Origin of the sequence: Nocardia sp. NPDC004604, assembly GCF_040609795.1 — a bacterium.
Lineage (GTDB): Bacteria > Actinomycetota > Actinomycetes > Mycobacteriales > Mycobacteriaceae > Nocardia.
Genome location: NZ_JBEXLC010000146.1, coordinates 1 through 22,569, shown reverse-complemented (window position 1 = coordinate 22,569; position 22,569 = coordinate 1). Strand labels below are relative to the sequence as shown.

The following is a 22,569-nucleotide window of genomic DNA, read 5'->3' as shown; positions in this document are numbered from 1 at the left end:
CGCCCCTTTGGGGGTGGGCCCGATTTTGGGCCCGCGGGGCGCCTCCCCCACCCGGGCCCCCCCCGACGCGACACCATAAGACCCGCGACTCGGAGCTGCCGCACCACCAGTGATCTCGCGCATCCGATCGAAACCGTCTACGAACTGATCGCACGCAAGATTGCCGACTCACCCCGCCGCGGTCGGCGGCCAGGGATTGGGTTTGACGCTGGTCGGTTTGCGCGTGGGCACGTCATCCCAGTCGAAATGCGTGCCCACCCAGGCCTTCGGGCGATCGAAGTGGATTTCCTGGGCGGCGAAACGGGTGCCGAGGAACGAGATATCGCCGAAGAAGTCACCCTCGGTGAAGTCGACCATGCGCCCGCCGAACACGGTCCGCGGGAACCTGATATCACCGTGGAACTCCGCCCGCGAGAAGTCCGTTTCGCGGGTGCCCCGGTTGCGTAATCGATTCGGCGTGCCCACTCTGGCCTCGTCGAAGGCGGTGAGCGTGGCGTAGAACTGTGCGCTTTTGAATGTGACACGGGGACTCGTGAATTCGGCGCGGTCGAAGGCGATGTGGTCACCATCGAAGGCAGCCCGCTCGAACGAGGTCAGCTCGGCCCGGAACTTCACGTCCTGGAACGAGGTTCGAGCGCCGAGGAAGCGTGCGCCGTTGAAGTCGGTGCGCGGACCCCGGAAGGTCGCGCCCTCGAACGATGCCGGATCTTCGAAGGTGACCTCGGCGAAGGTGGTGCCGACACCTGCCGGTTCACGCCGCTCCATACGATCGGACCCGAACCCCGCGCGATCGAACAGCGCCGGACCCGCCCGAAAGGTCGCGCCGCGGAAGGTCAGATGCAGCCCGGCGAAGCTCGCGAACTCGAAGGTGGTCGGTCCGATGAAGGTCGCTCCGGCAAATGACGTATGCCGTCCCCGGAACACCGCATACCGAAAGTCCGCCTTCTCGATCACCGCGTTATTGAAGGTGAATGTGCACGTCGACCACGAGATCTCCGCCGACGGCTTCAGATGTTGTGCGATCACTCGCACGATCGCGCGACGCACCTCCCGATCATTGCGCCGGAATTCGTAGACCCGCTCGACCTTGACCCCGGCTTCCTCCGCCGACTCGGCCCGCGAGACAAGATGATTCGCCCCATCGGCCGGTTCGTACGGCAGCTGCAGATATCCGCACATCACATCGATGCACTGCTGTCTTCGGCTCGGTGCCGAGAATTCGTCCGCTACCCCCGCCATCGCATAGACCCCGGCGATCCGAACCGCCGCATCCGCATCCCCCAACTGCCGTGCCGCCGCCCCGAACAACTCCGCGAACCGTCCCCGCTCCAGATCCCGCTGCCGCCGATACGCCACCACCAGCGCGACCGCCCCGCCAACTCCGGCCGCCACCGATAGCGCGATCTTGGTGAGGTCCAACTGATTCGGGGTCTCGGCCTTCGCACCCAATAACCACCACAACAACCACCAGGTCAGCCCGGCGATCACCAATCCGCCGACCACCGCACCGAACACCGCGAGCAACAATGCCGCGCGGTGTAGTCGGTCGCCCAACCGCCCCCATCGCATCACCGCATGGTAACCGGATTGTCGCTCGCCCACTACCGGATGAGATCGGCCGAGTCTGTGCCCCTTACGTTTTCGACTACCTATTGCGCCGCAGACCCAGCCCCGCAGCCACCAGGCAGGCGAGGGCGACCGCACCGACGAACCACGGGAACACTTCGCTCAGCCCCCACTCGGTCGCCGCCCATCCGGCCAGGATGGTCGGCAGTGCCATGGCCGTGTAGGCGAGCAGGTAGTACGCCGACATGGTCTCGCCCCGCTTGTGCTGCGGCACAACCTCGGACAGATGCCGCAGCGAACCACCGAATCCGAGCCCGAAGGTCGCGCCGAGCAATACTCCGGCCAGCAGCACCACGGCCCAGTTGCCGGTGTGCAAGGCGGGCACCGTCAACACCAGCGCCACCGCCATGCCGGTATCGCCGCCGATCGCCGCGCGCCGCGCCGGAATTCCGGTCGCGAACAGCTGAGCCGTGGCACCGGCCACCGCGGTCGAGGCGACGACCGCACCACCGAAGACCAGATTGTGAATGCCCGTCTCGGCCGAAGCGAGCGAAGGATACAGCGACAGCAGCACACCGAGCACCGACCAGGCCGCCATGACGCCCAGTGCAGAGAACCAGAAGTCACCGCGAATCTCCTGCGGCACTGCCGGTTTCGCGATCCGGATGCGTCCGGCCACCCGCGCGGTATGCGGTTCGCGCAATGCGACGACGCCGAGTCCGATGAGCAGGCACACCACGGTGATCACGACGTAGGGCGTGCGCAGCGGATGCGGCGCATACTGCGCCAGCACCGCCGACCCCAGAATCGCCACGGCCATGCCGACATTGAAGGCAACGCCACTGAGCTGCCCCGACCGCGCACCGTGCTTCGGACGCAGATCGAGCAGCGCCGCGGCACCGGCCACCACGGTCGAGCCGACCGCCAGTCCGTGCAGCGCCCGCGCCACCAACAGCATCGCGACATTATCGGCCAGCAGGAAGACCACCAGCCCGATGATCATGGTCGCGAACGCACCGAGCAGCACCGGCTTGCGGCCGACCACATCGGAGATACGCCCGGAAACCAGCACCGCGGCCAGCGCCGCGAATGCGTAGACCGCGAAGACGAATGTCGTCGTCAGCGGCGAGAAATGCCATTCCTTCTGGTACATGCCGTACAGCGGCGCGGGCACCCCCGAGACGCCGAGCGCCACGCCGCTCGCCGCCAGAATCAGCGCATAGGCCCAGCGCTGAGAGGTCTGCTGGTCGGCCGCCACCGTCATTGTCGCTGCCATCGGAACCCCGATCAGGTAAGTTTGATGATGATCGAACCATAGAGACGATACAGCCGGTACGATGGCCATCAAACCACTGTGAGGTAGATCATGACCGAAACTAAGGAATCGGCCACCGAGGCACCGCCGGTTGCCTCATTACCCGCCGTGCTCGGAGCACTACAGGATCCGGTGCGATTGGAGATGGTCCGCCGACTCAGCAATGCGGGCACCGCCATGCGCTGTGGTGCGCTCTACGAGGTGATCAACAAATCGACCGCGACCCACCACTTCAAGATTCTGCGCGAAGCCGGTGTTATCGAGCGACTGATCATCGACGGCCAGACCTGCCAGCGCCTGCGCTCCGAGGATCTCGACAATGCCCTGCCGGGCCTGCTGCCCTCGATCGTCGACGCCGCCAATCGCGCCCGCAGCGACTGATCCGCGGTCGGCCGACCGCCAGTCGTCGCTTCCGACACCACGGCGAATAGAGCGCCGCGCCAACCGCACAAGCGTCGAAACATGATCGCGGACCCACATTTGCAGATCGAAGGCCGGAGCGAATCACTCCGGCCCCCAGGGGATCTACTTCAGCTCTCGACCAATCGCCGCACCGTGGCGGGCAATTCCCGAGTCCGCCGGTACGGCCCGGCCACGGAAGCCGCGAACGGCCGCGCCAGCAGGGTGCGGGCGATTGCCGAAACCTCCTCGGTGGTTACCGCATCGATGCGGGCCAGCGTCTCCGAAACGCTGCGGTGATTGCCGTAACTCAGTTCGCTGCGACCGATCCGGTTCATGCGCGACGCCGAATCCTCCAGCCCAAGTACCAGTCCGCCACGCAACGAACCCTTGGCGCGAGCGCATTCCGCATCGGTGATCCCGTTGGCCGCGATCTCTTCGAGCACGCCGCGCGCCAGTGCTGCCACCTTGCCGAGATTTTCCGGCTGGCAGCCGATGTACACCGAGAACGCACCGGTATCGGCGAAGGTGTCCACGCTGGAGTACACCGAGTACGCCAGCCCGCGCTCCTCCCGAATGCGTTGGAACAGACGCGAACTCAGCCCGCCGCCGACGACGGTATTGAGCACCGACAGCGGCCAGCGCCGCTCCCCCTCGTGCCGCCCGAAGGCACGCACACCGAAGGCCAAGTGTGCCTGTTCGCTATCGCGGTGGTTCCAGTGCAACTGCGGCACGCCGTGCGGTCGAAACCGGCCCTCGCGCCGCCGGGCGGGTTCGGCGGACGGATCGAGCCGGGGGCCGAAGGCACGGTGTACCAGTTCCACGGTGTGGTCGTGCTCCACATTGCCCGCGACCGCGACGACCATCCGGTCCGGCCGGTAGCGACGCAGATGGAAACCGCGCAATTGAGCGGCATTCATCGCCTCGATGGTTTCGACGGAGCCGATCACCGGACGCCCGATCGGATGATCACCGAAGAGCGCGGACAGGAAGGCGTCGCCGACCAGATCCTCCGGATCGTCGTCGCGCATGGCGATCTCCTCGAGCACCACCTGCCGTTCGACGTCCACATCCTCGGCCCGGCACAGGCCGTTGAGTACCACATCGGAGACCATATCCACGGCCAGCGGCAGATCCTCATCGAGGACGTGGGCGTAGTAGCAGGTCTGCTCCTTCGCGGTGAACGCGTTGAGTTCGCCGCCGACCGCATCCATCGCCTGCGCAATATCCAGCGCCGAGCGAGTCGGAGTCGCCTTGAACAGCAAGTGTTCTAGAAAGTGCGCCGCGCCCGCGACCGTTGCGCCTTCATCGCGCGAGCCGACCCCGACCCACACACCGATCGATGCCGAACGCACGCCGGGCACATGTTCGGTGACCACACGCAAACCGCCGGGTAGCACGGTCCGCCGCACTCCGGAGTCGCTGCCCCGCATCTGATCCATCCGCAGCTCCGGAGACGAACCCCCCTGCTCGCCGCGGAGCAGAGGGGTTGCCGTCTTCTTCTTCGTCACAGAGACAAGTACTACTCGGTCTCCGCCGGGCCCGCATCAACGGCGTCGGCCGCGGCGGGCTCGTCGGCGTTCTCGTCGACGGGAACCAGCGAAATCTTGCCGCGATTGTCGATATCGGCGATCTCCACGCGCAGCTTGTCGCCGACGTTCACCACGTCCTCGACCTTGGCCACGCGCTTGCCGTTGCCCAGCTTGGAGATGTGCACCAGGCCGTCGCGGCCGGGCAGCAGCGAGACGAACGCGCCGAAGGCGGTGGTCTTGACGACCGTGCCGAGGAAGCGCTCGCCGACCTTCGGCAGCTGCGGGTTCGCGATGGCGTTGATCTGGTCGATCGCCGCCTGCGCCGCGGGGCCGTTGGTCGCACCGACGTAGACGGTGCCGTCATCTTCGATCGAGATATTGGCGCCGGTCTCCTCGGTGATCTGGTTGATCACCTTGCCCTTCGGGCCGATGACCTCACCGATCTTGTCGACCGGGATCTTGATCGCGGTGACGCGCGGTGCGTACGGGCTCATCTCGTCCGGAGTGGTGATGGCCTCGGCCATGACCTCCAGGATGGTGGTGCGGGCATCGTGCGCCTGGCTCAGCGCGCCGGCCAGCACCTGCGAGGGGATGCCGTCCAGCTTGGTGTCCAGCTGCAGCGCGGTGACGAAGTCCGGGGTGCCGGCGACCTTGAAGTCCATATCACCGAAGGCATCCTCGGCGCCGAGGATATCGGTCAGCGCGACGTAGCGGACCTCCTCCTCACCCTTGTCGTTGGTGATGGTGTCCGACACCAGGCCCATGGCGATACCGGCGACCGGCGCCTTCAGCGGCACACCGGCGTTCAGCAGCGACAGGGTCGAGGCACAGACCGAACCCATCGAGGTGGAACCGTTGGAGCTCAACGCTTCCGAGACCTGCCGGATGGCGTAGGGGAACTCTTCCTGACTCGGCAGCACCGGGATGAGCGCCCGCTCGGCCAGCGCGCCGTGGCCGATCTCGCGACGCTTCGGCGAACCGACGCGACCGGTCTCACCGGTGGAGAACGGCGGGAAGTTGTAGTGGTGCATGTACCGCTTGGACGTCTCCGGGCCGAGCGAGTCGACCTGCTGGGCCATCTTCACCATATCGAGGGTGGTGACGCCCATGATCTGGGTCTCGCCACGCTCGAACAGCGCCGAACCGTGGGCCCGCGGAATCACCGCGACCTCGGCCGACAGCGCACGGATATCGGCCAGACCGCGACCGTCGATGCGGAAGCCGTCGGACAGAATGCGCTGGCGCACCAGCTTCTTGGTGACCGAGCGGAATGCCGCGCCCAGCTCCTTCTCCCGACCGGTGAAGTCGTCGGCCAGGCGGGTCAGCACATCCAGCTTGATCTCGTCGATCTTCGCCTCGCGCTCCTGCTTGTCCGCGATGCTCAGCGCTTCGCCCAGCTCACGCTTGGCGGTGCCCTCGACAGCCTCGTAGACGTCGGCCTCGTACGGCGGGAAGAGCGGGAACTCCTCGGTCGGCTTGGACGCCAGCGAGGCAAGATCCTGCTGCGCCTTGCACAGGCGGGCGATGAACGGCTTGGCGGCCTCGAGGCCCTGCGCGACCACGGCCTCGGTCGGTGCCTGCGCACCGTCGGCGACCAGGGCGATGACCTTATCGGTGGCCTCGGCCTCGACCATCATGATGGCCACGTCGCCGGATTCGACGACCCGGCCCGCGACGACCATGTCGAAGACCGCGCCCTCGAGCTGCTCGACGGTTGGGAACGCGACCCACTGGCCGTCGATCAGCGCGACGCGCACGCCGCCGACCGGGCCGGAGAACGGCAGGCCCGCGATCTGGGTGGACGCGGAGGCGGCGTTGATGGCCACGACGTCGTACAGATCGTTCGGGTCCAGGCTCAGCACGGTGACCACGACCTGGATCTCATTGCGCAGACCGTCGACGAAGGACGGACGCAGCGGACGGTCGATCAGGCGGCAGGTCAGGATCGCGTCGGTGGAGGGGCGGCCCTCCCGGCGGAAGAACGAACCCGGAATGCGGCCCGCAGCGTACATGCGCTCTTCGACATCGACCGTCAGCGGGAAGAAGTCGAACTGGTCCTTGGGGTGCTTGCCCGCGGTGGTCGCGGACAGCAGCATGGTCTCGTCGTCCAGGTAGGCGACGACCGAACCGGCGGCCTGACGAGCCAGGCGGCCGGTCTCGAAGCGTACGGTGCGGGTTCCGTAGGTGCCGTTATCGATCAGCGCGACGGATTCGAACACACCGGGTTCGACCTCAATGGCCGACGATGTAGTTGTCTCTGACATTTTTCTGCTCTCAACCTCTCGTCTTCGCTGGATCGAGCGCATCGGGGCGCGATCCAGCTGTCGTCAGCCGTACCGGATACGGACGCGCGGCAACCCTCCTGGCTGCAACGCGCACACCCGGCCGAATCCCCTTGGAAACGGCGACGCGGAGGCGGTCATCGATCGAAGCCCGCCGACGGCATCGCGCCTGTCGGGAGGCCACTACCGAAGACCGACGCCACGCGGGCGGGTGTATACGGCTGTGCAATGTTGTTGTGCAAACGGGGCGTGCATACCCCTCATACACAAATAGCCAACGGGGAGATTGTACGTCTCCCCGTCGGCTACCTGATCGACCGCCTCGGGTAGGTAGCGTGTCGAACGCTTCCGCGCCCGACCCGGCCACCGCGGAGCGAGTCTTATGAGCGACATTCGCGGCGCTCGGGCGCTGCGAATCGCGCGAAATTACCGGCGCAGGCCGAGCCGCTCGATGAGCGAACGGTAGCGGTGGATGTCCTTGTCCGCGAGGTACTTCGACAGCCGCTTGCGACGACCGATCAGCGCCATCAGGCCGTGGCGGGTGTGGTGGTCGTGCTTGTGCTTCTTCAGGTGCTCGGTGATGTCGGCGATCCGCTTGGACAGCAGTGCGATCTGCGCCTCCGGGGATCCGGTGTCCTTCTCGTGCAGGCCGTACTCGGCGAGAATCGCCGTCTTCTGCTCGGTGGTCAGCGCCATGGGGCATCCACTCCTATTTCTCAGTTCCGCGCTCGAGGATTCCGGTCAACCGGCCGGGTGCCGCCGCGGACCGCAGCAAACCCGAGGATCCACCTTACCGGATTCGGTTCGCCGTACCGAATTCAGTGCGCCGAACCGAATCGCGCGAGCAAACTCGCTGCCGGGAGCGTCAGTCGATGGTGTTAAGGACCTTGCGGGCGTTTTCCACGTCGCGGCCCATGGCCTCGAGCAGTTCATCGATGGAGTCGAACTTGCGCATGCCGCGCAGGTGCTCGACGAAATCCACAGCGACATGCTGGCCGTACAGATCGGCCTCCCGGTCGAGGACGTACGCCTCGACTGTGCGGGCCCGCCCGGAGAAGGTGGGATTGGTGCCGATCGAGATCGCGGCCATGGCCCGCTCCCCCGGCGTCACGGTGCCGATGGTCGGACCGGGACCGAGCACGGTGAACCAACCCGCGTAGACCCCGTCGGCGGGGATGGCGGCATACATGGGCGGGGCGATATTCGCGGTCGGGAATCCGAGCTCGCGGCCGCGGCCGTCGCCGTGCACGACCACGCCCTCGACGCGATGCGGACGACCGAGCGCCTCGGCGGCCGCGGCCATATCGCCCGCGTCGACGCAGGCTCGGATGTAGGTCGAGGAGAAGGTGACCGCGTGCTCGCTGAGCAACTTCACACCGTCGACCTCGAAGCCGAAGCGCTCACCCAGTTCGCGCATGGTGTCGATGGTGCCAGCGGCCTTCTTGCCGAAGGTGAAATTGTCACCGACCACGACCTCGGCCACATGTAACCGCTCGACCAGGAGATCGTGCACATAGCTCGCCGGGGTCAGCTTCATGAATTCTTGGGTGAAGGGCATCACGCAGAACACGTCGACGCCGAGTTCCTCGGCCAATTCCGCACGCCGGGTCAGGGTGGTCAGCTGCGCCGGATGTGAACCGGGACGCACCACTTCCATCGGGTGCGGGTCGAAGGTCATCAACACTGCCGGAACACCCCGCGCGGCAGCGGACTTCACCGCCCTGCTGATCAGCTGCGCGTGGCCGCGATGCACACCGTCGAATACGCCGATCGTGAGTACGCACCGCCCCCAGTCCGCGGGTACGTCGTCGAGGCTCCGCCATCTCTGCACAGTCCGCAGCCTACGCAAAACAGGTGTCGAACAGTATTCGGAGGTGCCGATCCACACACGATTCCGTGTCGCTCGTGTACACCCGGTGAATCGCTGGGTGCACTCGAGTGGCGTGATGTGTGAATCGCCCGTCATATGCATAAGCTCGAACATGTGCCCGGTAAACGAGACATCGCAACCCGACGCGAGCTGGCCGACACCGCAGCGCAGCCGACCGAGACCACAGGCCCCCACGGCAGCACCGCAACGATTGCGCCGGAGCTCACCTCGGTCGCCCAGGACTATTTGAAAGTGATCTGGACCGCTCAGGAGTGGTCACAGGAAAAGGTGTCGACGAAGCTGCTCGCCGAACGGATCGGCGTCTCGGCCTCCACTGTCTCCGAGGCGGTCCGCAAACTGGCCGATCAGGGCCTCGTCGAACACGCCCGGTACGGGTCCATCACCCTGACCGAGCACGGCCGCCGCGCCGCCGTCGCCATGGTGCGTCGGCATCGACTGATCGAAACCTTCCTCGTCAATGAACTCGGCTACGGCTGGGACGAGGTGCACGATGAGGCCGAGGTGCTCGAACATGCGGTCTCCGAACTGCTGATGACGCGCATCGACGCGAAACTCGGCTATCCGGACCGGGATCCGCACGGCGATCCCATTCCGTCGGCCGATGGCGCGGTGCCCACCCCACCGGCCCGCCAGCTCAGTGACTTTCGCGCGGGCGAATCCGGCCATGTCGCACGGATTTCCGATGCGGATCCGGATATGCTGCGCTACTTCGATTCCGTCGGCATCGCGCTGGATACCCCGATCGTGGTGGTGGAACGCCGAGACTTCGCGGGCACCATCGCAATTCGCATCGCGGACCGGACCATCGATCTGGGCAGCCCGGCGGCCGAGGCCATCTGGCTCAGCACCCGGGACTGAACAGGTCGGCGGAAATAGTGCTACCGGCGGTCGGCCGCGACGGCTTCGGGGCGCAGGCAGGCTTTGCCCCCTCGGAGGACCCGACGAAAAGTCAGCGGGACAGGAAATCCAGCAGCGCACGGAATTCGGACAGAGACAGGTAGCCATCCCCGTCGGTGTCCGCGGCTGCCAGCAATGATTCGGCGGGCTCGTCGATCAGGCCCGCACCGATATGGCGGATGAGGGATTCGAGTTCTTCGACCGAGATCTTGCCATCGCCATTGATATCGAAAACCCGGAAGGCCGCATCGGCATCGGTGACCTCGATACGCCCGCCGACCAGTGCGGCGTCGAATTCGGCCCGAGAGACCAGGAAGTCACCATTGGTATCGGCGGCGGCGACCATGCGTTCGACGGCCTCGTCATCGACTTCCAGTCCGAGCGAACGGATTCCGGTGGTGATGTCCTCGACCGACACCAGACCGTCGCCGTCGCGATCCCAGAGTTCGAACGTATCGACGGGTTGTTCGCTCATTACCCCACTGTCTTCTTCGCACTGTCCACCGCGGCCGCCGCAGCACACCGAGCTGCGCACGGCCACGGCCCACTGTACGGATTGCCGTGCCAGCGAACGACTCCAGCCGATGGGTTCCGATTCAGCCTGCGGCGGTGACGCGCTCGACACCCGACGCGGCGCGCTTCTCGTCGGCGGTGGCGAGCCAGAAGAAGATCGGTGGTAGCACCAATTCGATTGCGGTCAGCACGATTTGGAACCAGTGCGGCCAGCCGTAGACGGCGACGGAGATCAGCCGGGCGACGCCACTGAGCAGGAAGATTCCGGCGAGCCAGCGCACCGCAAGTGCCGGGATGGGAACTTGGCGCGCGGCCCAGATCCAGGCGACGCCGTAGCCGACGAAGATACCGCCGAAGAAGCGGGTCTGACTATCGGCGGTGACGCCGGAGGAGCCCATATCGGGGATGCCGTCGATACCGGCGGCCATGTGGAAGATGCCGATACCCACGATGGCGATGCCCATCGCCATGGACAGCCATTTGAGTGCCGCGGCCATGAATTCCTCCCTTCACTAGTAGACGTTTGTCTACTAAGACAGACCCTACGACCGTTAGTAGACAAACGTCAACTAAGCTTCGAGGGGTGACCCGCCGCCGCCTCGCCCCCGACGAACGCCGCCGCCTGCTGCTGGACGCGGGCGCGAAATTGTTCGCCGAACGCGCCTACGACGCGGTGCTGATGGAGGACGTCGCGGCGGCGGCCGGGGTCTCGCGCGCCCTGCTCTACCGCCATTTCCCGACCAAACGCGAGCTCTTCGCCGGCGTCTACCAACTGGCCGCGGATCAGCTGCTGGTCGCCACCAAACTCGACACCGAAACCCCGCTACCCGAACAGCTCGCGGCCGGACTCGACGAACACTTCGACTATTTCGAGGCCAATGCCAATACCGTGGTCGCCGCCAATCGCCTGCTCGCGGGCGATCCGACCATCCAGGCGATCATCTCGGGCGAACTCGGTGAACTTCGCGTTCGCCTACTCGATGTGATGGGCGTCGAAGGGCCCACCCGCGAACTCACCTCATCGATCCTGACGAGCTGGCTGACCTTCGTCCGCGTTCTGTCGGTCGACTGGCTGGAAAATCGCACCTGCACACGCACCGAACTCCGCAATATCTGCGTCGGCGCCCTGCTCGGCGCTCTGGAACCGCTCGGCGCATTGGAAGTGCGTGGCGCGGTTACAGATTCGAAGGACGCACGACCATAACCGAGGCCGCGCGCTTACCGCTCTCCCGCAATAGCGCGATCGCGCGTCCGGCGGGGTCGATGGCGGCGTAGACGCCGGGGATGCCGACCGGTTCGAGCCACCGGCCGTTGCGCAGATCCTCGGCCTGCTCGTCATCGATATCGCGGCGCGGGAACGCGGTTCGGATGGCGTCGTCGATATCCAGACTCAACAGCGATTCCTCGGACTCGGCCGCCGCGGCCAATTCGTCCAGGGTTCTGGCGTGTTCGAGGGTGAACGGCCCGACCCTGGTGCGGCGCAGCGCGGTCAGATGCCCGCCGACGCCGAGCGAAGCACCGAGATCGCGGGCGAGGGCACGGATGTAGGTGCCGGAGGAACATTCGACGACCACGTCCAGATCGACGAATGTCGAACTATCCCGGCGGGCCAGGATATCGAAGCGAGAGACGGTGACCGGTCGAGCGGCGAGCTGCACCTCCTCACCCGCACGGTGCCGGGCGTACGCGCGCTCACCGTTCACCTTGATGGCGCTGACCGTAGCCGGAACCTGCTCGATGGCACCGGTCAATTTCGCGGTGTACGTCGCGATTTCGGCATCGCTGAGATGGGTCGCCGATGTGGTCGCGAGCACCTCGCCCTCGGCATCGTCGGTGCTGGTGGCCTGGCCGAGCCGGATGGTCGCGGTATAGGCCTTGGTGGTCAAGGTGAGCAGGCCGAGCAGTTTGGTCGAGCGCTCGACGCCGAGCACCAGCACACCGGTGGCCATCGGATCGAGCGTCCCGGCATGTCCGACCTTCTTGGTGCGCAGTAGCTTCCGGCACTTCGCGACGACATCGTGGCTGGTCCAGCCGCCGTCCTTATCGACGATCAGCAGACCGCCCAGGGCATCGATACGCGCGTCGGCCATCAGGTGTGCACGATCGCGGTCAGGATGAGCCCGTCACCGATCATCCAGCGGCCGTCGAAGGAAACCAGTGCCGCGCCACCGTCATTGACCTGGCCGGGTACCAGGATCTGGCTGTGGAACGTGCCGGAGCCCGCACCGTCGGAACTCTCATCGATGGTGAAGGTGATGTGGGCGTCCTCGAAGCCGAGCCAGCGCGCGGTCAACGGGAACCATGCCTTGTAGGTGGCTTCCTTCGCGCAGAACAGCAGGCGGTCCAGGTGCAGGCCGGAGCCGTCGACGGTGGTCAACCAGTCCCGCTCGGGCGGCAGGCTCACCGAATCCAGGACGCCCTCGGGCAGGGCGCCGTGCGGTTCGGCATCGGTGCCGATCGAGCGGAACCGCAGTTTGTGACCCAATGCCGCCGCCCGGTAGCCGTCACAGTGCGTCAGGCTGCCGACGATGCCGCGCGGCCATATCGGCGCACCACGCTCGCCCTTGCCGATTGCGACCGGCGGCTCGCCCAGCTCCTGCAGTGCGAGCCGGGCACAGTGCCGCGCACCGATGAAGTCGCGGCGACGCTTCTCCACCGACTTCTCGATGAGATGCGCCTCCGCCGGATGCGGCTGCAAATCCTCCGGGTACGCAAACAGTTCCGCCGAAGCGACACCCGCGGGAAGAATTTTCTCGATCATCACCGACGAGCCTAGTCGAGCCGCCCAGCCGGCAGTCGCCTCGGGAGGCACGGCGCACCTCTCGGCGCAACGGCGCCGTCAGGCTCACACACCACGACGGCGCTGGGCCTTTTCTCGCATCTCGGCGGCCGCGGCCTCCATCTCGGGGGTGACCTCGAAGTGGCCGCCCCACTTGTTCAGCGAGCCCGGCGGGTACTCCGGCGTCGGGAGGATTTGACGCAACAGGCGGTCCGGCAGTCCGCGCCGCTGCCATTCCCGCGGATAGCCCAGCGACACCTCCTCGAAGCGCACGCCGTCGTAGTGGGAGGTGCGCGGGATGTGCAGGTGGCCGTAGACCGAGCAGACCACGTTGTAGCTGGTGTGCCAGTCGGCGGTCAGGTCGGTGCCGCACCAGAGCGCGAACTCCGGGTACCACAGCACGTCGGTGGGCTCGCGGACCAGCGGGAAGTGGTTGATCAGCACGAGCGGCGTCTCGGGTGCCAGCGCGTCGAGTTTGCGCTTGGTCACCTGGACCCGGGCGTGGCACCAGGCGTCCCGCGTCAGATACGGGTCCGGCGAGAGCAAGAATTCGTCGGTGGCCACCACATTGCGCTCACGCGCCAGGGCCAGTCCCTCGGCCTTGGTCCTGGTGCCCTTGGGCAGGAACGAGTAGTCGTAGAGCAGGAACATCGGGACCAGCGTCACCTGCCCGCCGTACGGCTCCGAACCCGCGCCGGTCCACACCGGGAACGGATCCTCCGGTGTGATCACATCGAGGTCCCGGCAGATCGACACCAGGTACTCGTAGCGTGCGACGCCGTGCATCTGCACCGGATCCTTCGCCGTGGTCCACAACTCGTGGTTGCCCGGTACCCAGATCACCTTGGCAAAGCGGCCGCGCAGCAGCTCCAGAGCCCAACGAATATCATCGGACTTCTCCGCCACGTCCCCGGCCACAATGAGCCAGTCCTCGGGCGAATCCGCCCGAATCTGCTCGACAACCGGCCGATTCCCCTGGTGCCCGACGTGAATGTCGCTCACCGCCATCAACTTGGGTATCACCACACCTACATTGGCACATCCACGCGGGTTGCCGCCGTTCGGCTCGATGATCATGGCGGTGCCGATCCACTACCGGCCGCGTTCGTATGGTCGGTCCGGGGCTTCGATGCGCCGATAGTCGCTGACGGCGAAGGTCGGCGTCCGGTCCGGATCCCGCTGGGCACTGCCGGTTTCGACGACACCGCGAACCTCGAGCCACGCGTCGTCCTCGATCACCTCCCGCATCCCGGCCAGGTGTACGAGCACATATCGGGCATCGGCGACACAGCAGGTGATGACCACGCGCGCCAGATCGGCATCGGGCGCGTCCGGATGCTGTTGTTCGAGGTCCTTGGGCCGGATGACGAAACCTCTGATGGTGACCTCGCGACCGTCCAGGGAATGGCTGGAGTCCTGCAGGGCCCGCTCCACCAGATCCACGATCGGAAGCGTCGGCGCGGGCTCCGGCGGCAGCGGCGGGAATGCCAACAGCTTCGGTTGCGCCGCAGGTAGATCGCGCGGAGCGACCTGGACGGGGGAACTGGTCACCGCTGCGCCTGCGCCCAGGGCGGGCGGGGCGATGAGCAGGAGCGCGGCGGCCGGTGCGAGCAGCAGCCATTGCGCGCGGCCGGAGCCGTGCTCATGGCCGTGGTCGCGGTCGAGCACATCGCCACCGCCGAGTCCATCACCACGACCGAAGGCGTAGTCCCGCTCGTCAAATGCTTTGCCGCAGCGGATATCTCGTATGATCGCCACCATCGCGAGCAAGACGAAGCCGACGCCGCTGACCAGTAGGTACAGGTAGAGGCTCGGTTTCACATAGCGCAGATAGCTCCCGTCCAGTGTGATCCACAGCACCGCGGCACCGATGAGCAGCAACAGCAAATTCTGTGTCTCCCGCTTCATCGGGCACCTCCCAGGAAGATGTATCCGGCTACCGTGCCGCAGGCCACGGCGACCACGAAGGTCAATGGCGCGAAGCGCAGGGCGAACCGCCGTCCGAAACTGCCCGCCTGCATGGCGAACAGCTTCACATCGACCGCCGGTCCCACCACCAGGAAGACCAGCCGCGGCAGCAGGGGCAGTGTCGACATGCTCGCCGCGACGAACGCGTCTGCCTCCGAGCACAATGCGAGCACGATCGCCAGCACGGCCATGACCAGGATCGCAATCACCAGCTGCCCGGCCAACCGCTCGTACCAGGCGGGCGGAACCAGTACATGCAACGCCGCGGCCGCCGCCGCGCCGAGTACGAGAAATGCGCTGGCCTGCAACAGATCGTGACGCGCGGCCTCGGTGCAGACTTCCCACCGGGTCCGCCCCGCCACGCAATGCTCGCGTCCAGAGCCGCGCGGCAGCAGCCAGGCCGGACGCCCGATCCGCGACCAGATCAGCCCCATCACCACCGATGTGGCCAGCGAACCGGTGAACCGCGCCCCCACCATCCCGGGCTCGCCGGGAAACGCCACCGCCGTCGCGATCAACACCACCGGATTGATCGCGGGTGCCGACAGCATGAACGCCAATGCGACCGAGCCCGGTGCACCCTGATCGGCCAGCCGCCGCGCCACCGGCACGACACCGCACTCACATCCGGGCAGCGCCATCCCGGCCAGTCCGGCCATACCGATCGCCGCTGGCTCATTGCGCGGCAATACCTTTCGCAGCACCGCGGGTGATACGAAGGCCGCGATGCCCCCGCTCACCAAAACCCCGAGCGCGAGAAATGGCACCGCTTGCACGAAGACACCCGCGAAGATGGTCACCGCGGTCTGCAGTCGTGCCGAAGCCCCCACCGCCCGCACGAGCGGGGCCTGTAGCACCAGTCCGAGGATGATCAGCGCGGCGAGCATGTACGTCGAGGACACCCGTGTCCGTACCGAATTCACAGCGTTCTGTGCGAGCACGTCCCTCATCCTGCCTGGTTCGATCGACAAATCCTGGCTATCCGAGCTCACCCCGCGTTGCGCCGCCCACCGCCGGTATGTCGCGACGCAATAGGCGGCATGCGCATTCCGCTCTGCTGCCAGCGCGTGCGCCCCGACGGGAATCGGAGAACCGCACGACGCATCCGTGCTCGGCACACCAGGCGCCTTTTCCCTGTGGCAGAGCCGGAGCCGATCGCGCTCGGCTATCCGAACCAGCGGATTCGCGCGGTCGCCGCGAAACCCGCGGCGACAGTGAGCTTTCCACTCGGTTCGCGGCGGCAGGATGCGATGGCGATATGGCAGGGGCGCGGAATATCGGACGGAATTCGGACGCCGCCGTCGATTTCATAGCGCATATTCGTGACCTTCCAGGAGCGTGCCCGAGGGTCGTCCGGTGTGGTCGGTGGCTGGTCGGGACGCACTACGGCCATGACCTCGGTGACGCCGACGGGCCAGGTAAAGATCAACAGGCCCGCCTGTTCGGTGAGCCCGCTGACGGCGGGGATGCCGCTCGGCGCCGGGTCGTCCTGCGGCGATTGTTCTGGTCCGTCTTGCGGTTTCACGGCTGGGCCGGTGTCGGATCGGGTGATCTCGGAGTATCGGCCCGCAACGGCGGCGGCCACCGCGTACACCGGTTGCCCTACAGCGGGCGCACCACCGTCCTCGAGTTCGGTCGCCTGGGTGCGCCCGACGACCCGCCACGAACCGTCCGGCTGCAGCCGGGTCACGCGGTAGGCGACATTATTCGTCGACGATGGCGACCACGCGACGAGTACCGATCCATTCGCCAGCCGGGTGGCCTCGACCCGCGGTGGCGCCTCGACCGGCGTTTCCGCGAGCGCAGCGACCGCACCGGCATGATCGGCGCACACCGCCACCGCCGCGAGCAGCCCGGCCATTCTGGCATCGGCCGGTCCGGCCTGTGCCGCAGCGACGAGCCGATCCGCTTCGGCGATGGCCTGCCCGGCTTGGGCGAGCAACTGGTCGATGCTCGGCACCTGGTTCGGCGGAAGCAGATCGGATGCGGTGCGCCGCAACTGCTCCAGGTGCACAAGCGCCTCGGCATACCGCCTGCCCGCACAGGCGGTCGTCGCGCTGCGCCAGCGCCCCTCCGCCTCGGCCAATACCCGGTCCACCTCGTCGGATACCGAACGAATCGGGGTGCGGCCCGTCCCATCGGAGCCGACAAGTCGGCGCGCCTGCTCGACATGCCGCGCAGCCTCCCGCGGGCGACCACCGCGCAGCGCCGCCCGCGCGGCCTTCAGCGGTGCTTCCCAGGGTCTCGGCGCCGGTGGGGGCGGTATCGGCGCTGCACCCGAAGGGGATACGGTCGGCCCTGCCGGTAGCAAATTGTCTACTCGCGCACCGAGTTCCGTGGCGATATCGGTGAGAACCCGGGTCGCATCGGCCCGATCCAACCCCAACCGCATCGCCTCGTCGAGCAGATACCAGAAATCATCGCCGACAAGTTCATCCTCCACGAGCACGGCCGCCCTGACCTTCGGCCGCAGTTCGTTGGCGACCTCCTCGGCCACCGCGCGAAGATACTCCCGCAGTGTCGCCTCACCTGACTCGAGCACATCGTGGATGTGAATGAGCAACTCGTCCAATACCACTCGGATGCGCCCCGGCGGCAGCTCACGCGACCGTGCCCGCAATGCCTCCGCGCGCAGCCGAATCTCCTGGGACTGACCGGCTTTCGATGGATCGACGCGCAGCAGCGCGAACAGCGTCGGCGTCGGTTCACCGTCGACCAGTCGTTCCCATTCACTGAGCAACTGTCGAATCTGTTGTCTGCGTTGCTCGGTGAGCACACCGACGGGCACCGGCTTGTCTTCGATGACCCGATGTCGGCGCAACCTGGTCGCGACCTCGGCGGCGCTGAGCCCGCCCATCGCGCCGATCTCCTCCAGGCCGGAAATCTTCCCGGCCGGTACCCCGCCGTGTCGCTGCACCAAGCGCGATATCGCCGCGTCGAGTATCTCGTAGCGATCCGCGTCCCGCTGGGCACGCACCTCTCGGACCCGCGCCGTCTCCACGCGACGCACTGCGGAGTCCAGCAGCAGGCGCGACAACGTTGAATGCGCGTCGACCAGCAATCCAACGAGCACCCGATACTTCGGATGATCGCGCTGCCGCTGCCAGAAGCCCCAGACCTCCTCGACCCGCGCGGCGACCTCGGCATCGCTCAGCGACTCCGCTTCTTCCAGTGGAATGTCGTAGAGCTCGAACGGATCCGACTCCTCGATCCCGCCGCGGCGCTCGACCTCGGCGAGCACTCGCTTGCGGTAGTCGTTCGGGCTGAACGGCTGCATGGCCGCAGCTCAGCTATCGCGACGGCGGGTGCGCTGGACCTGATCCAGTTCGCGTGCCACATCCGCTTGGGACAGGGTCGCGCCGGTCTGCGCGGTCAGCGTCAGCGGGATATCGGCGTCGACGTGATGGCAGGTGACGTGCAGGACGCCGTCGAACCCCATCTCGAAGGTCACCCGCACCTCGCTGCCCTCGGGATAGCCGGCGGGAATGCCGCGAATGCGGCCCTCCACCAGCACCTTCGTATCCTCTGGCCGCAGCGATGCCGCTTGGCCCTGCTGTTCGACGATGGTCAGCGCGATCTCGTCCTGGTCCGCGCGCACGGTGCCGAACGAACGGCGCACCTTCACCGGCAGGGTCGCGTTGCGCTGCACCAGCCAGGTCGCCGCCAGCCCGTACTGATAGTCGAGCGCGAGCACGCCGAAGCCCCGCGAAACGACGGTATCGACCTGGATCTCGAGCATCCGGCGCACCGTACCGACCGGCTGGCCGAAGGATGCGGCGACGCGTGCGATCGACTGGTCCAGATCGGCGGGTGCGGCATCGTGGATATCGGCGCCGTCGCGCAGTCGGCCGCGCGTGGTGAGATCGGCGAGGATCAGGCGTTCCATCTCGAGCTTTTCGCCATAAAGCGCCGCACCGCGCGCCACCGAAAGGTCGGGGTCGCGCAGTTCGCCCGCGAGGCCGAGTTCCCTGTGCAGTTCGCGCGCCACCATCGGCATGCGTGACGAGCCGCCGACCAGAAGTAATCGGTCGACGGATGCGACGCCGCGCTTACTCGCCGCGGCCAGGCAGTCGCGGCTGAGGTCGATGGTGCGGCGCATCAGCGACGACGTCATCGCATCGACTTCATCGCGCGTCAATGGAATCACGGCTCGGGCGCCATCGTGCACGATGACCACATCGGTGCGGTCGGCGTCGGTCAGCTCGAGTTTGGCCCGCTCGGCGGCGAGCACCAGCATCTGCGAGCCCGCCGAATCGTCCAGTGGGTCTTCGGCATCCGGATTCGCTTCGCAGAACTTCTGCGACAGGTACAGTGCGATGCGCTCGTCCCAATCCGCACCGCCGAGTTGGTGATCACCCTCGACTGCGAGCACCGAAATGCGACGGTCGGCCAACTCGATGACGGTGGCGTCGAATGTACCGCCGCCCAGGTCGTAGACCAGTACTGTCTCGCGCGCCCCTTGCTTCCCGACGTCGGTATCGGATTCGCGGTACTCCCCGGGCCCCACGTCGGCCCGCCCGTCGCCCGCCGCCACCCGCAACGGGCGGCCTGCGGCCGACTGTGCTTGCCCATGCGCTACCGCCTCCGGACCCGTCGCTGGCACCGCATGGCTGCCGTCGAGTCTGCCGAAACCGTACGAGAGCGCGGCGGCGATCGGTTCGGACAGCACACCGGCGACATCGAAGCCCGCATAGGTGCCCGCCTGGATGGTCGCGCGCCGCTCCTCGTCACCGAAATAGGCGGGAACCGTGATGACCACACGTTTCACCGGCTCGCCGCCACCGAATTCCGCATCCGAGGCAAGGCTTTTCAAGATGAGCGCCGAAACCGCGGGTGCCGACCAGGTCTGCCCATGCGCGGCAAAACGCCAATCGGTATCGCCCATCCGCCGTTTCACCAGCGCGCACACATGCTCCGGATCGAGGCGGGCCTGCCGCCGCGCACCCTCGCCGACCAGATGGTCGAATGCGGAGGCGAACAGGACAACCGACGGCACGGTCGCCGCACCGTTCAATCCGATCATTACTTCAGGTCGACCGTCGGCGTCGATCCGCGCGATTGCCGAGTTCGTTGTGCCCAGGTCGATCCCGTAGACCCCCATGAGACGCGATGGTAGCAGCCGAATCCGACACCCGACCGTCGGTCGATCCGCGAATCCGGCTGACGCCCAATCCAATCGGCTCGAGCTCGGGTTATGGTGCGATCATGACCGAATCAGCGGCCCAGCGGACCGATGCTTCCGCGCAGTCCGAAGCTCGCTCGGCCGAGCTGGTGCCCGACGGCGCGGCGCACACCATGGCGCACTTGGTCGAATCCCAAGCACGGCTCGGTGAACGAATCGAAGACCTGGGCCGCGTGATCGCCCGCCAAGCCGCGACCATCGAACGCCTCACCGATGCGGCAAGGGCGCGCGCCGAACAGGGCCGCGCCGGTGCCGATCTCCCCCTCATCGTCGAACTTTTCGCCCTGCACAGCGATGCCGCGGCCTGTGCGACGACGGCCGAATCGGTCCGTGAGCGAGACGCTTTCGCGGCCATCACCAGCCGGATCGAACGACTCATCATCGGCCGGGGCGGCGGTCTGGTCACGCCCCGCGCGGACGACGCCTTCGACGCACTCACCATGGAGGCCGCGGACACCACAAAGACCGATGATCCGGAGTTGGACCGCACCGTGGATTCGGTCATTCGGACGGGCCTGATCGTCGCCGGTCGATCCGTCCGTCCAGCGGGTGTGGTGGTCCGCCGCTACCGGGCTCCGGCGTCCGCGCCCTAGGGCTCGAGCGTCTGTCGCCCGCTGCCTCCGGCGTCGAGCATCGGGTGGATATCGCAGGTACAGGTTTCAATGGTGGGACAGGTGCACCGCAGGCCCCATTCGACGATCGTTCGGGCCTGGGTGAGCGCGGCGATGCGGGCATCGATATCGGCCAGTTTCGCCGCGGCCAATGCCCGCGTTGCCGGCCGGCCCGGTGTTTCATCGGCCAGCAGCACCTTGATCTCATCGAGGGTGAATCCGGATATCTTGCACAGATCGATCGCCTTGAGCCTGGTCAGCACCGATTCGTCGTACATGCGCCGACCGCCGAGCCGGGTCGGCGGCCGGAGCAGACCCAACTCTTCGTAGTAGCGCAGCGTGGTGGCCGCGGTACCGGAACGCCGAGCGATCTCACCGATGGGCAGCTGTGATCTCACGGTATCGATCCTGCGGCGAGTACGCACTTGACTTCAAGTCGACTCTAAGTCGTTGAATTCCGGCATGACAGCTCATACCTCCTCGGACCCCACATCGGCACTCGATTCGCTGACCGGCGCGCGCTATGCGTTGTTGCGCAGCTACCGCCGCGACGGCACCGCGGTCGATACGCCGATCTGGTTTCGGATCGATGGCGACGCCCTGACCTTCCGAACCAAATTCGGTCCCAAGACTCGTCGATTGGCCGCCAGCCCACAGGTCGAACTGCGCCCCTGCGACTACCGCGGCCGGGTCGCCGACGGCGCCCGCGCCGTCACCGGGCGAGCCACGATTCTCGACGGCCAGACCGCTGAAGCCGCGAATCGTGCGCTGCACCAGCGGTACGGCTGGCAGTGGAATATCGTCCCGCTCATCAAAGTGCCCGGTGTGGTCAATGTCCATCGCGAACTCGGCCTACGGGAAAAGCTCCGCAGAGCCAGGTCGAAGACGCTGTGGCCGGACAGCGCCATGGTGCGGGTCGACCTGGACCGCATCCCGTAGCCGAACCGAGCGGCGACTGTTCACTCCCCAACGACGCATTCGATCCCACGAACAATCCACGTTCGCAGTGGCGGCCAGCACCACCCCGGCGTCATCGAACCGACGCGCGGCCGACCGCGTCAGATGACCTGACGTGGAATCTCGGTGCCGACTCTGGCCCAGCGACCGGATTCGGCGCGCCAGACGACCGCGATCAGACGCAGCACCATGAATGCGACCAACCCGGTCCAGATTCCGGCGATGCCCCAATCGAAGATCAGGGCAAGCCAGATGGCGGGCAGGAATCCGAACAGGGCGGCTCCGAGGGTGGTGTTGCGGAGATAGGCGGCGTCGCCCGCGCCGAGCAGGACGCCATCGAGGGCGAAGACAATGCCCGCGATCGGGATAATGGCGACGAAGAACCACCAGGCGATATGGGTGCGGTCCAGAACGGCGGGGTCGTCGGTGAACAGCTTCGGGATCACGCTGGCGCCCGCCGCGAAAACCACCGCCAGCACCAGCGCGAATGCGCCCGACCAGCGGGTAATGCGCCGCGCCAGTCCGCGCGCGCCGGATGCGTCGCCCGCGCCGAGCGCCGCGCCGACCAGGGTTTGGGCGGCGTTTGTTCCTAGTAAGTCAGCAAGTATTGCAAGTCAGAAAGCGTGCATTGATTTGCTGAAGGAAATAATCGTTCGTAAGTCGGGTTCTAGGGTATA

21 protein-coding genes and 1 pseudogene are annotated in these 22,569 nt (G+C 66.5%); 5 read left to right on the top strand and 17 right to left on the bottom strand.

The window, feature by feature from the left end; translation table 11 throughout:
- Window positions 1-168 precede the first annotated feature (168 nt).
- Together ABZW16_RS35500 and ABZW16_RS35495 are read right to left on the bottom strand one after the other, a co-directional pair.
- Window positions 169-1,569 (bottom strand): pentapeptide repeat-containing protein, encoded by a 1,401-nt coding sequence (locus ABZW16_RS35500; RefSeq protein ID WP_354960498.1) that lies wholly within the window; start codon window positions 1,567-1,569, stop codon window positions 169-171.
- A gap of 76 nt (window positions 1,570-1,645) precedes the next feature.
- Window positions 1,646-2,911: an MFS transporter gene (locus ABZW16_RS35495; RefSeq protein WP_354960497.1), complete on the bottom strand. Its 1,266-nt coding sequence runs from the start codon at window positions 2,909-2,911 to the stop codon at window positions 1,646-1,648.
- A gap of 21 nt (window positions 2,912-2,932) precedes the next feature.
- Here ABZW16_RS35495 and ABZW16_RS35490 point away from each other — a divergent pair, with 21 nt between their 5' ends.
- Window positions 2,933-3,262 (top strand): ArsR family transcriptional regulator, encoded by a 330-nt coding sequence (locus ABZW16_RS35490; protein ID WP_354960496.1) that lies wholly within the window; start codon window positions 2,933-2,935, stop codon window positions 3,260-3,262.
- A gap of 149 nt (window positions 3,263-3,411) precedes the next feature.
- Here the strand turns inward: ABZW16_RS35490 and ABZW16_RS35485 are convergent, their stop codons facing one another.
- The 4 genes from ABZW16_RS35485 to ABZW16_RS35470 all read right to left on the bottom strand — a co-directional run bounded on the left by ABZW16_RS35485 (window position 3,412) and on the right by ABZW16_RS35470 (window position 8,925).
- Window positions 3,412-4,722: a pitrilysin family protein gene (locus ABZW16_RS35485; protein ID WP_354960495.1), complete on the bottom strand. Its 1,311-nt coding sequence runs from the start codon at window positions 4,720-4,722 to the stop codon at window positions 3,412-3,414.
- A gap of 80 nt (window positions 4,723-4,802) precedes the next feature.
- Window positions 4,803-7,076, bottom strand: a complete 2,274-nt coding sequence (locus ABZW16_RS35480; protein ID WP_354960494.1) for a polyribonucleotide nucleotidyltransferase — start codon at window positions 7,074-7,076, stop codon at window positions 4,803-4,805.
- A gap of 444 nt (window positions 7,077-7,520) precedes the next feature.
- Window positions 7,521-7,790, bottom strand: a complete 270-nt coding sequence (gene rpsO / locus ABZW16_RS35475; protein WP_354960493.1) for a 30S ribosomal protein S15 — start codon at window positions 7,788-7,790, stop codon at window positions 7,521-7,523.
- A 169-nt stretch (window positions 7,791-7,959) separates the two neighbouring features.
- Window positions 7,960-8,925, bottom strand: a complete 966-nt coding sequence (locus tag ABZW16_RS35470; protein WP_354960491.1) for a bifunctional riboflavin kinase/FAD synthetase — start codon at window positions 8,923-8,925, stop codon at window positions 7,960-7,962.
- Window positions 8,926-9,060: 135 nt separating this feature from the next.
- Between ABZW16_RS35470 and ABZW16_RS35465 the strand changes: the two genes are divergently transcribed.
- Complete coding sequence (locus ABZW16_RS35465) at window positions 9,061-9,843, top strand: metal-dependent transcriptional regulator (RefSeq protein WP_354960490.1); 783 nt, start codon at window positions 9,061-9,063, stop codon at window positions 9,841-9,843.
- A gap of 91 nt (window positions 9,844-9,934) precedes the next feature.
- On the opposite strand, the gene ABZW16_RS35460 is transcribed toward ABZW16_RS35465, so the two are convergent.
- Window positions 9,935-10,357: an EF-hand domain-containing protein gene (locus ABZW16_RS35460; RefSeq protein WP_354960489.1), complete on the bottom strand. Its 423-nt coding sequence runs from the start codon at window positions 10,355-10,357 to the stop codon at window positions 9,935-9,937.
- Window positions 10,358-10,478: 121 nt separating this feature from the next.
- Complete coding sequence (locus ABZW16_RS35455; protein ID WP_354960488.1) at window positions 10,479-10,892, bottom strand: DUF4345 domain-containing protein; 414 nt, start codon at window positions 10,890-10,892, stop codon at window positions 10,479-10,481.
- Between the two features lie 86 nt (window positions 10,893-10,978).
- On the opposite strand from ABZW16_RS35455, the gene ABZW16_RS35450 reads away from it, so the two are divergent.
- The gene (locus ABZW16_RS35450) at window positions 10,979-11,599 is read left to right on the top strand and encodes a helix-turn-helix domain-containing protein (protein ID WP_354960487.1); all 621 of its coding nucleotides are present in this window, start codon (window positions 10,979-10,981) and stop codon (window positions 11,597-11,599) included.
- Here the strand turns inward: ABZW16_RS35450 and truB are convergent.
- The 7 genes from truB to ABZW16_RS35415 all read right to left on the bottom strand — a co-directional run bounded on the left by truB (window position 11,571) and on the right by ABZW16_RS35415 (window position 20,243).
- Window positions 11,571-12,485 (bottom strand): tRNA pseudouridine(55) synthase TruB, encoded by a 915-nt coding sequence (truB, locus tag ABZW16_RS35445; protein ID WP_354960486.1) that lies wholly within the window; start codon window positions 12,483-12,485, stop codon window positions 11,571-11,573. The genes ABZW16_RS35450 and truB overlap by 29 nt on opposite strands.
- A complete protein-coding gene (npt, locus tag ABZW16_RS35440) occupies window positions 12,485-13,156 on the bottom strand; it encodes a 4'-phosphopantetheinyl transferase Npt (RefSeq protein WP_354960485.1) in 672 nt (223 codons plus the stop codon). The genes truB and npt overlap by 1 nt, the downstream gene beginning before the upstream one ends.
- Before the next feature lie 84 nt (window positions 13,157-13,240).
- Window positions 13,241-14,197, bottom strand: a complete 957-nt coding sequence (locus tag ABZW16_RS35435; RefSeq protein WP_354960499.1) for a metallophosphoesterase — start codon at window positions 14,195-14,197, stop codon at window positions 13,241-13,243.
- A 69-nt stretch (window positions 14,198-14,266) separates the two neighbouring features.
- A complete protein-coding gene (locus ABZW16_RS35430) occupies window positions 14,267-15,082 on the bottom strand; it encodes a TIGR03943 family protein (RefSeq protein ID WP_354960484.1) in 816 nt (271 codons plus the stop codon).
- Entirely contained in the window at window positions 15,079-16,092 is a 1,014-nt protein-coding gene (locus ABZW16_RS35425) for a permease (RefSeq protein WP_354960483.1), read from the bottom strand. The genes ABZW16_RS35430 and ABZW16_RS35425 overlap by 4 nt, the downstream gene beginning before the upstream one ends.
- A 215-nt stretch (window positions 16,093-16,307) precedes the next feature.
- The gene (locus tag ABZW16_RS35420; protein WP_354960482.1) at window positions 16,308-18,419 is read right to left on the bottom strand and encodes an Ig-like domain repeat protein; all 2,112 of its coding nucleotides are present in this window, start codon (window positions 18,417-18,419) and stop codon (window positions 16,308-16,310) included.
- A 9-nt stretch (window positions 18,420-18,428) separates the two neighbouring features.
- Window positions 18,429-20,243 carry an Hsp70 family protein gene (locus ABZW16_RS35415; RefSeq protein WP_354960481.1) on the bottom strand — a complete coding sequence of 605 codons (1,815 nt, stop codon included), beginning with the start codon at window positions 20,241-20,243 and terminating at the stop codon, window positions 18,429-18,431.
- Between the two features lie 104 nt (window positions 20,244-20,347).
- Here ABZW16_RS35415 and ABZW16_RS35410 point away from each other — a divergent pair, with 104 nt between their 5' ends.
- Window positions 20,348-20,917: a nucleotide exchange factor GrpE gene (locus ABZW16_RS35410; protein ID WP_354960480.1), complete on the top strand. Its 570-nt coding sequence runs from the start codon at window positions 20,348-20,350 to the stop codon at window positions 20,915-20,917.
- On the opposite strand, the gene ABZW16_RS35405 is transcribed toward ABZW16_RS35410, so the two are convergent.
- Window positions 20,914-21,333, bottom strand: a complete 420-nt coding sequence (locus tag ABZW16_RS35405) for a MerR family transcriptional regulator (protein WP_354960479.1) — start codon at window positions 21,331-21,333, stop codon at window positions 20,914-20,916. The two genes, ABZW16_RS35410 and ABZW16_RS35405, sit on opposite strands and share 4 nt — an antisense overlap.
- Before the next feature lie 64 nt (window positions 21,334-21,397).
- Here ABZW16_RS35405 and ABZW16_RS35400 point away from each other — a divergent pair, with 64 nt between their 5' ends.
- Window positions 21,398-21,874 (top strand): PPOX class F420-dependent oxidoreductase, encoded by a 477-nt coding sequence (locus ABZW16_RS35400; RefSeq protein WP_354960478.1) that lies wholly within the window; start codon window positions 21,398-21,400, stop codon window positions 21,872-21,874.
- Window positions 21,875-21,993: 119 nt separating this feature from the next.
- Here the strand turns inward: ABZW16_RS35400 and ABZW16_RS35395 are convergent.
- Window positions 21,994-22,473, bottom strand: a pseudogene (locus tag ABZW16_RS35395) (MATE family efflux transporter); the annotation flags it as partial.
- Window positions 22,474-22,569: the final 96 nt, after the last annotated feature.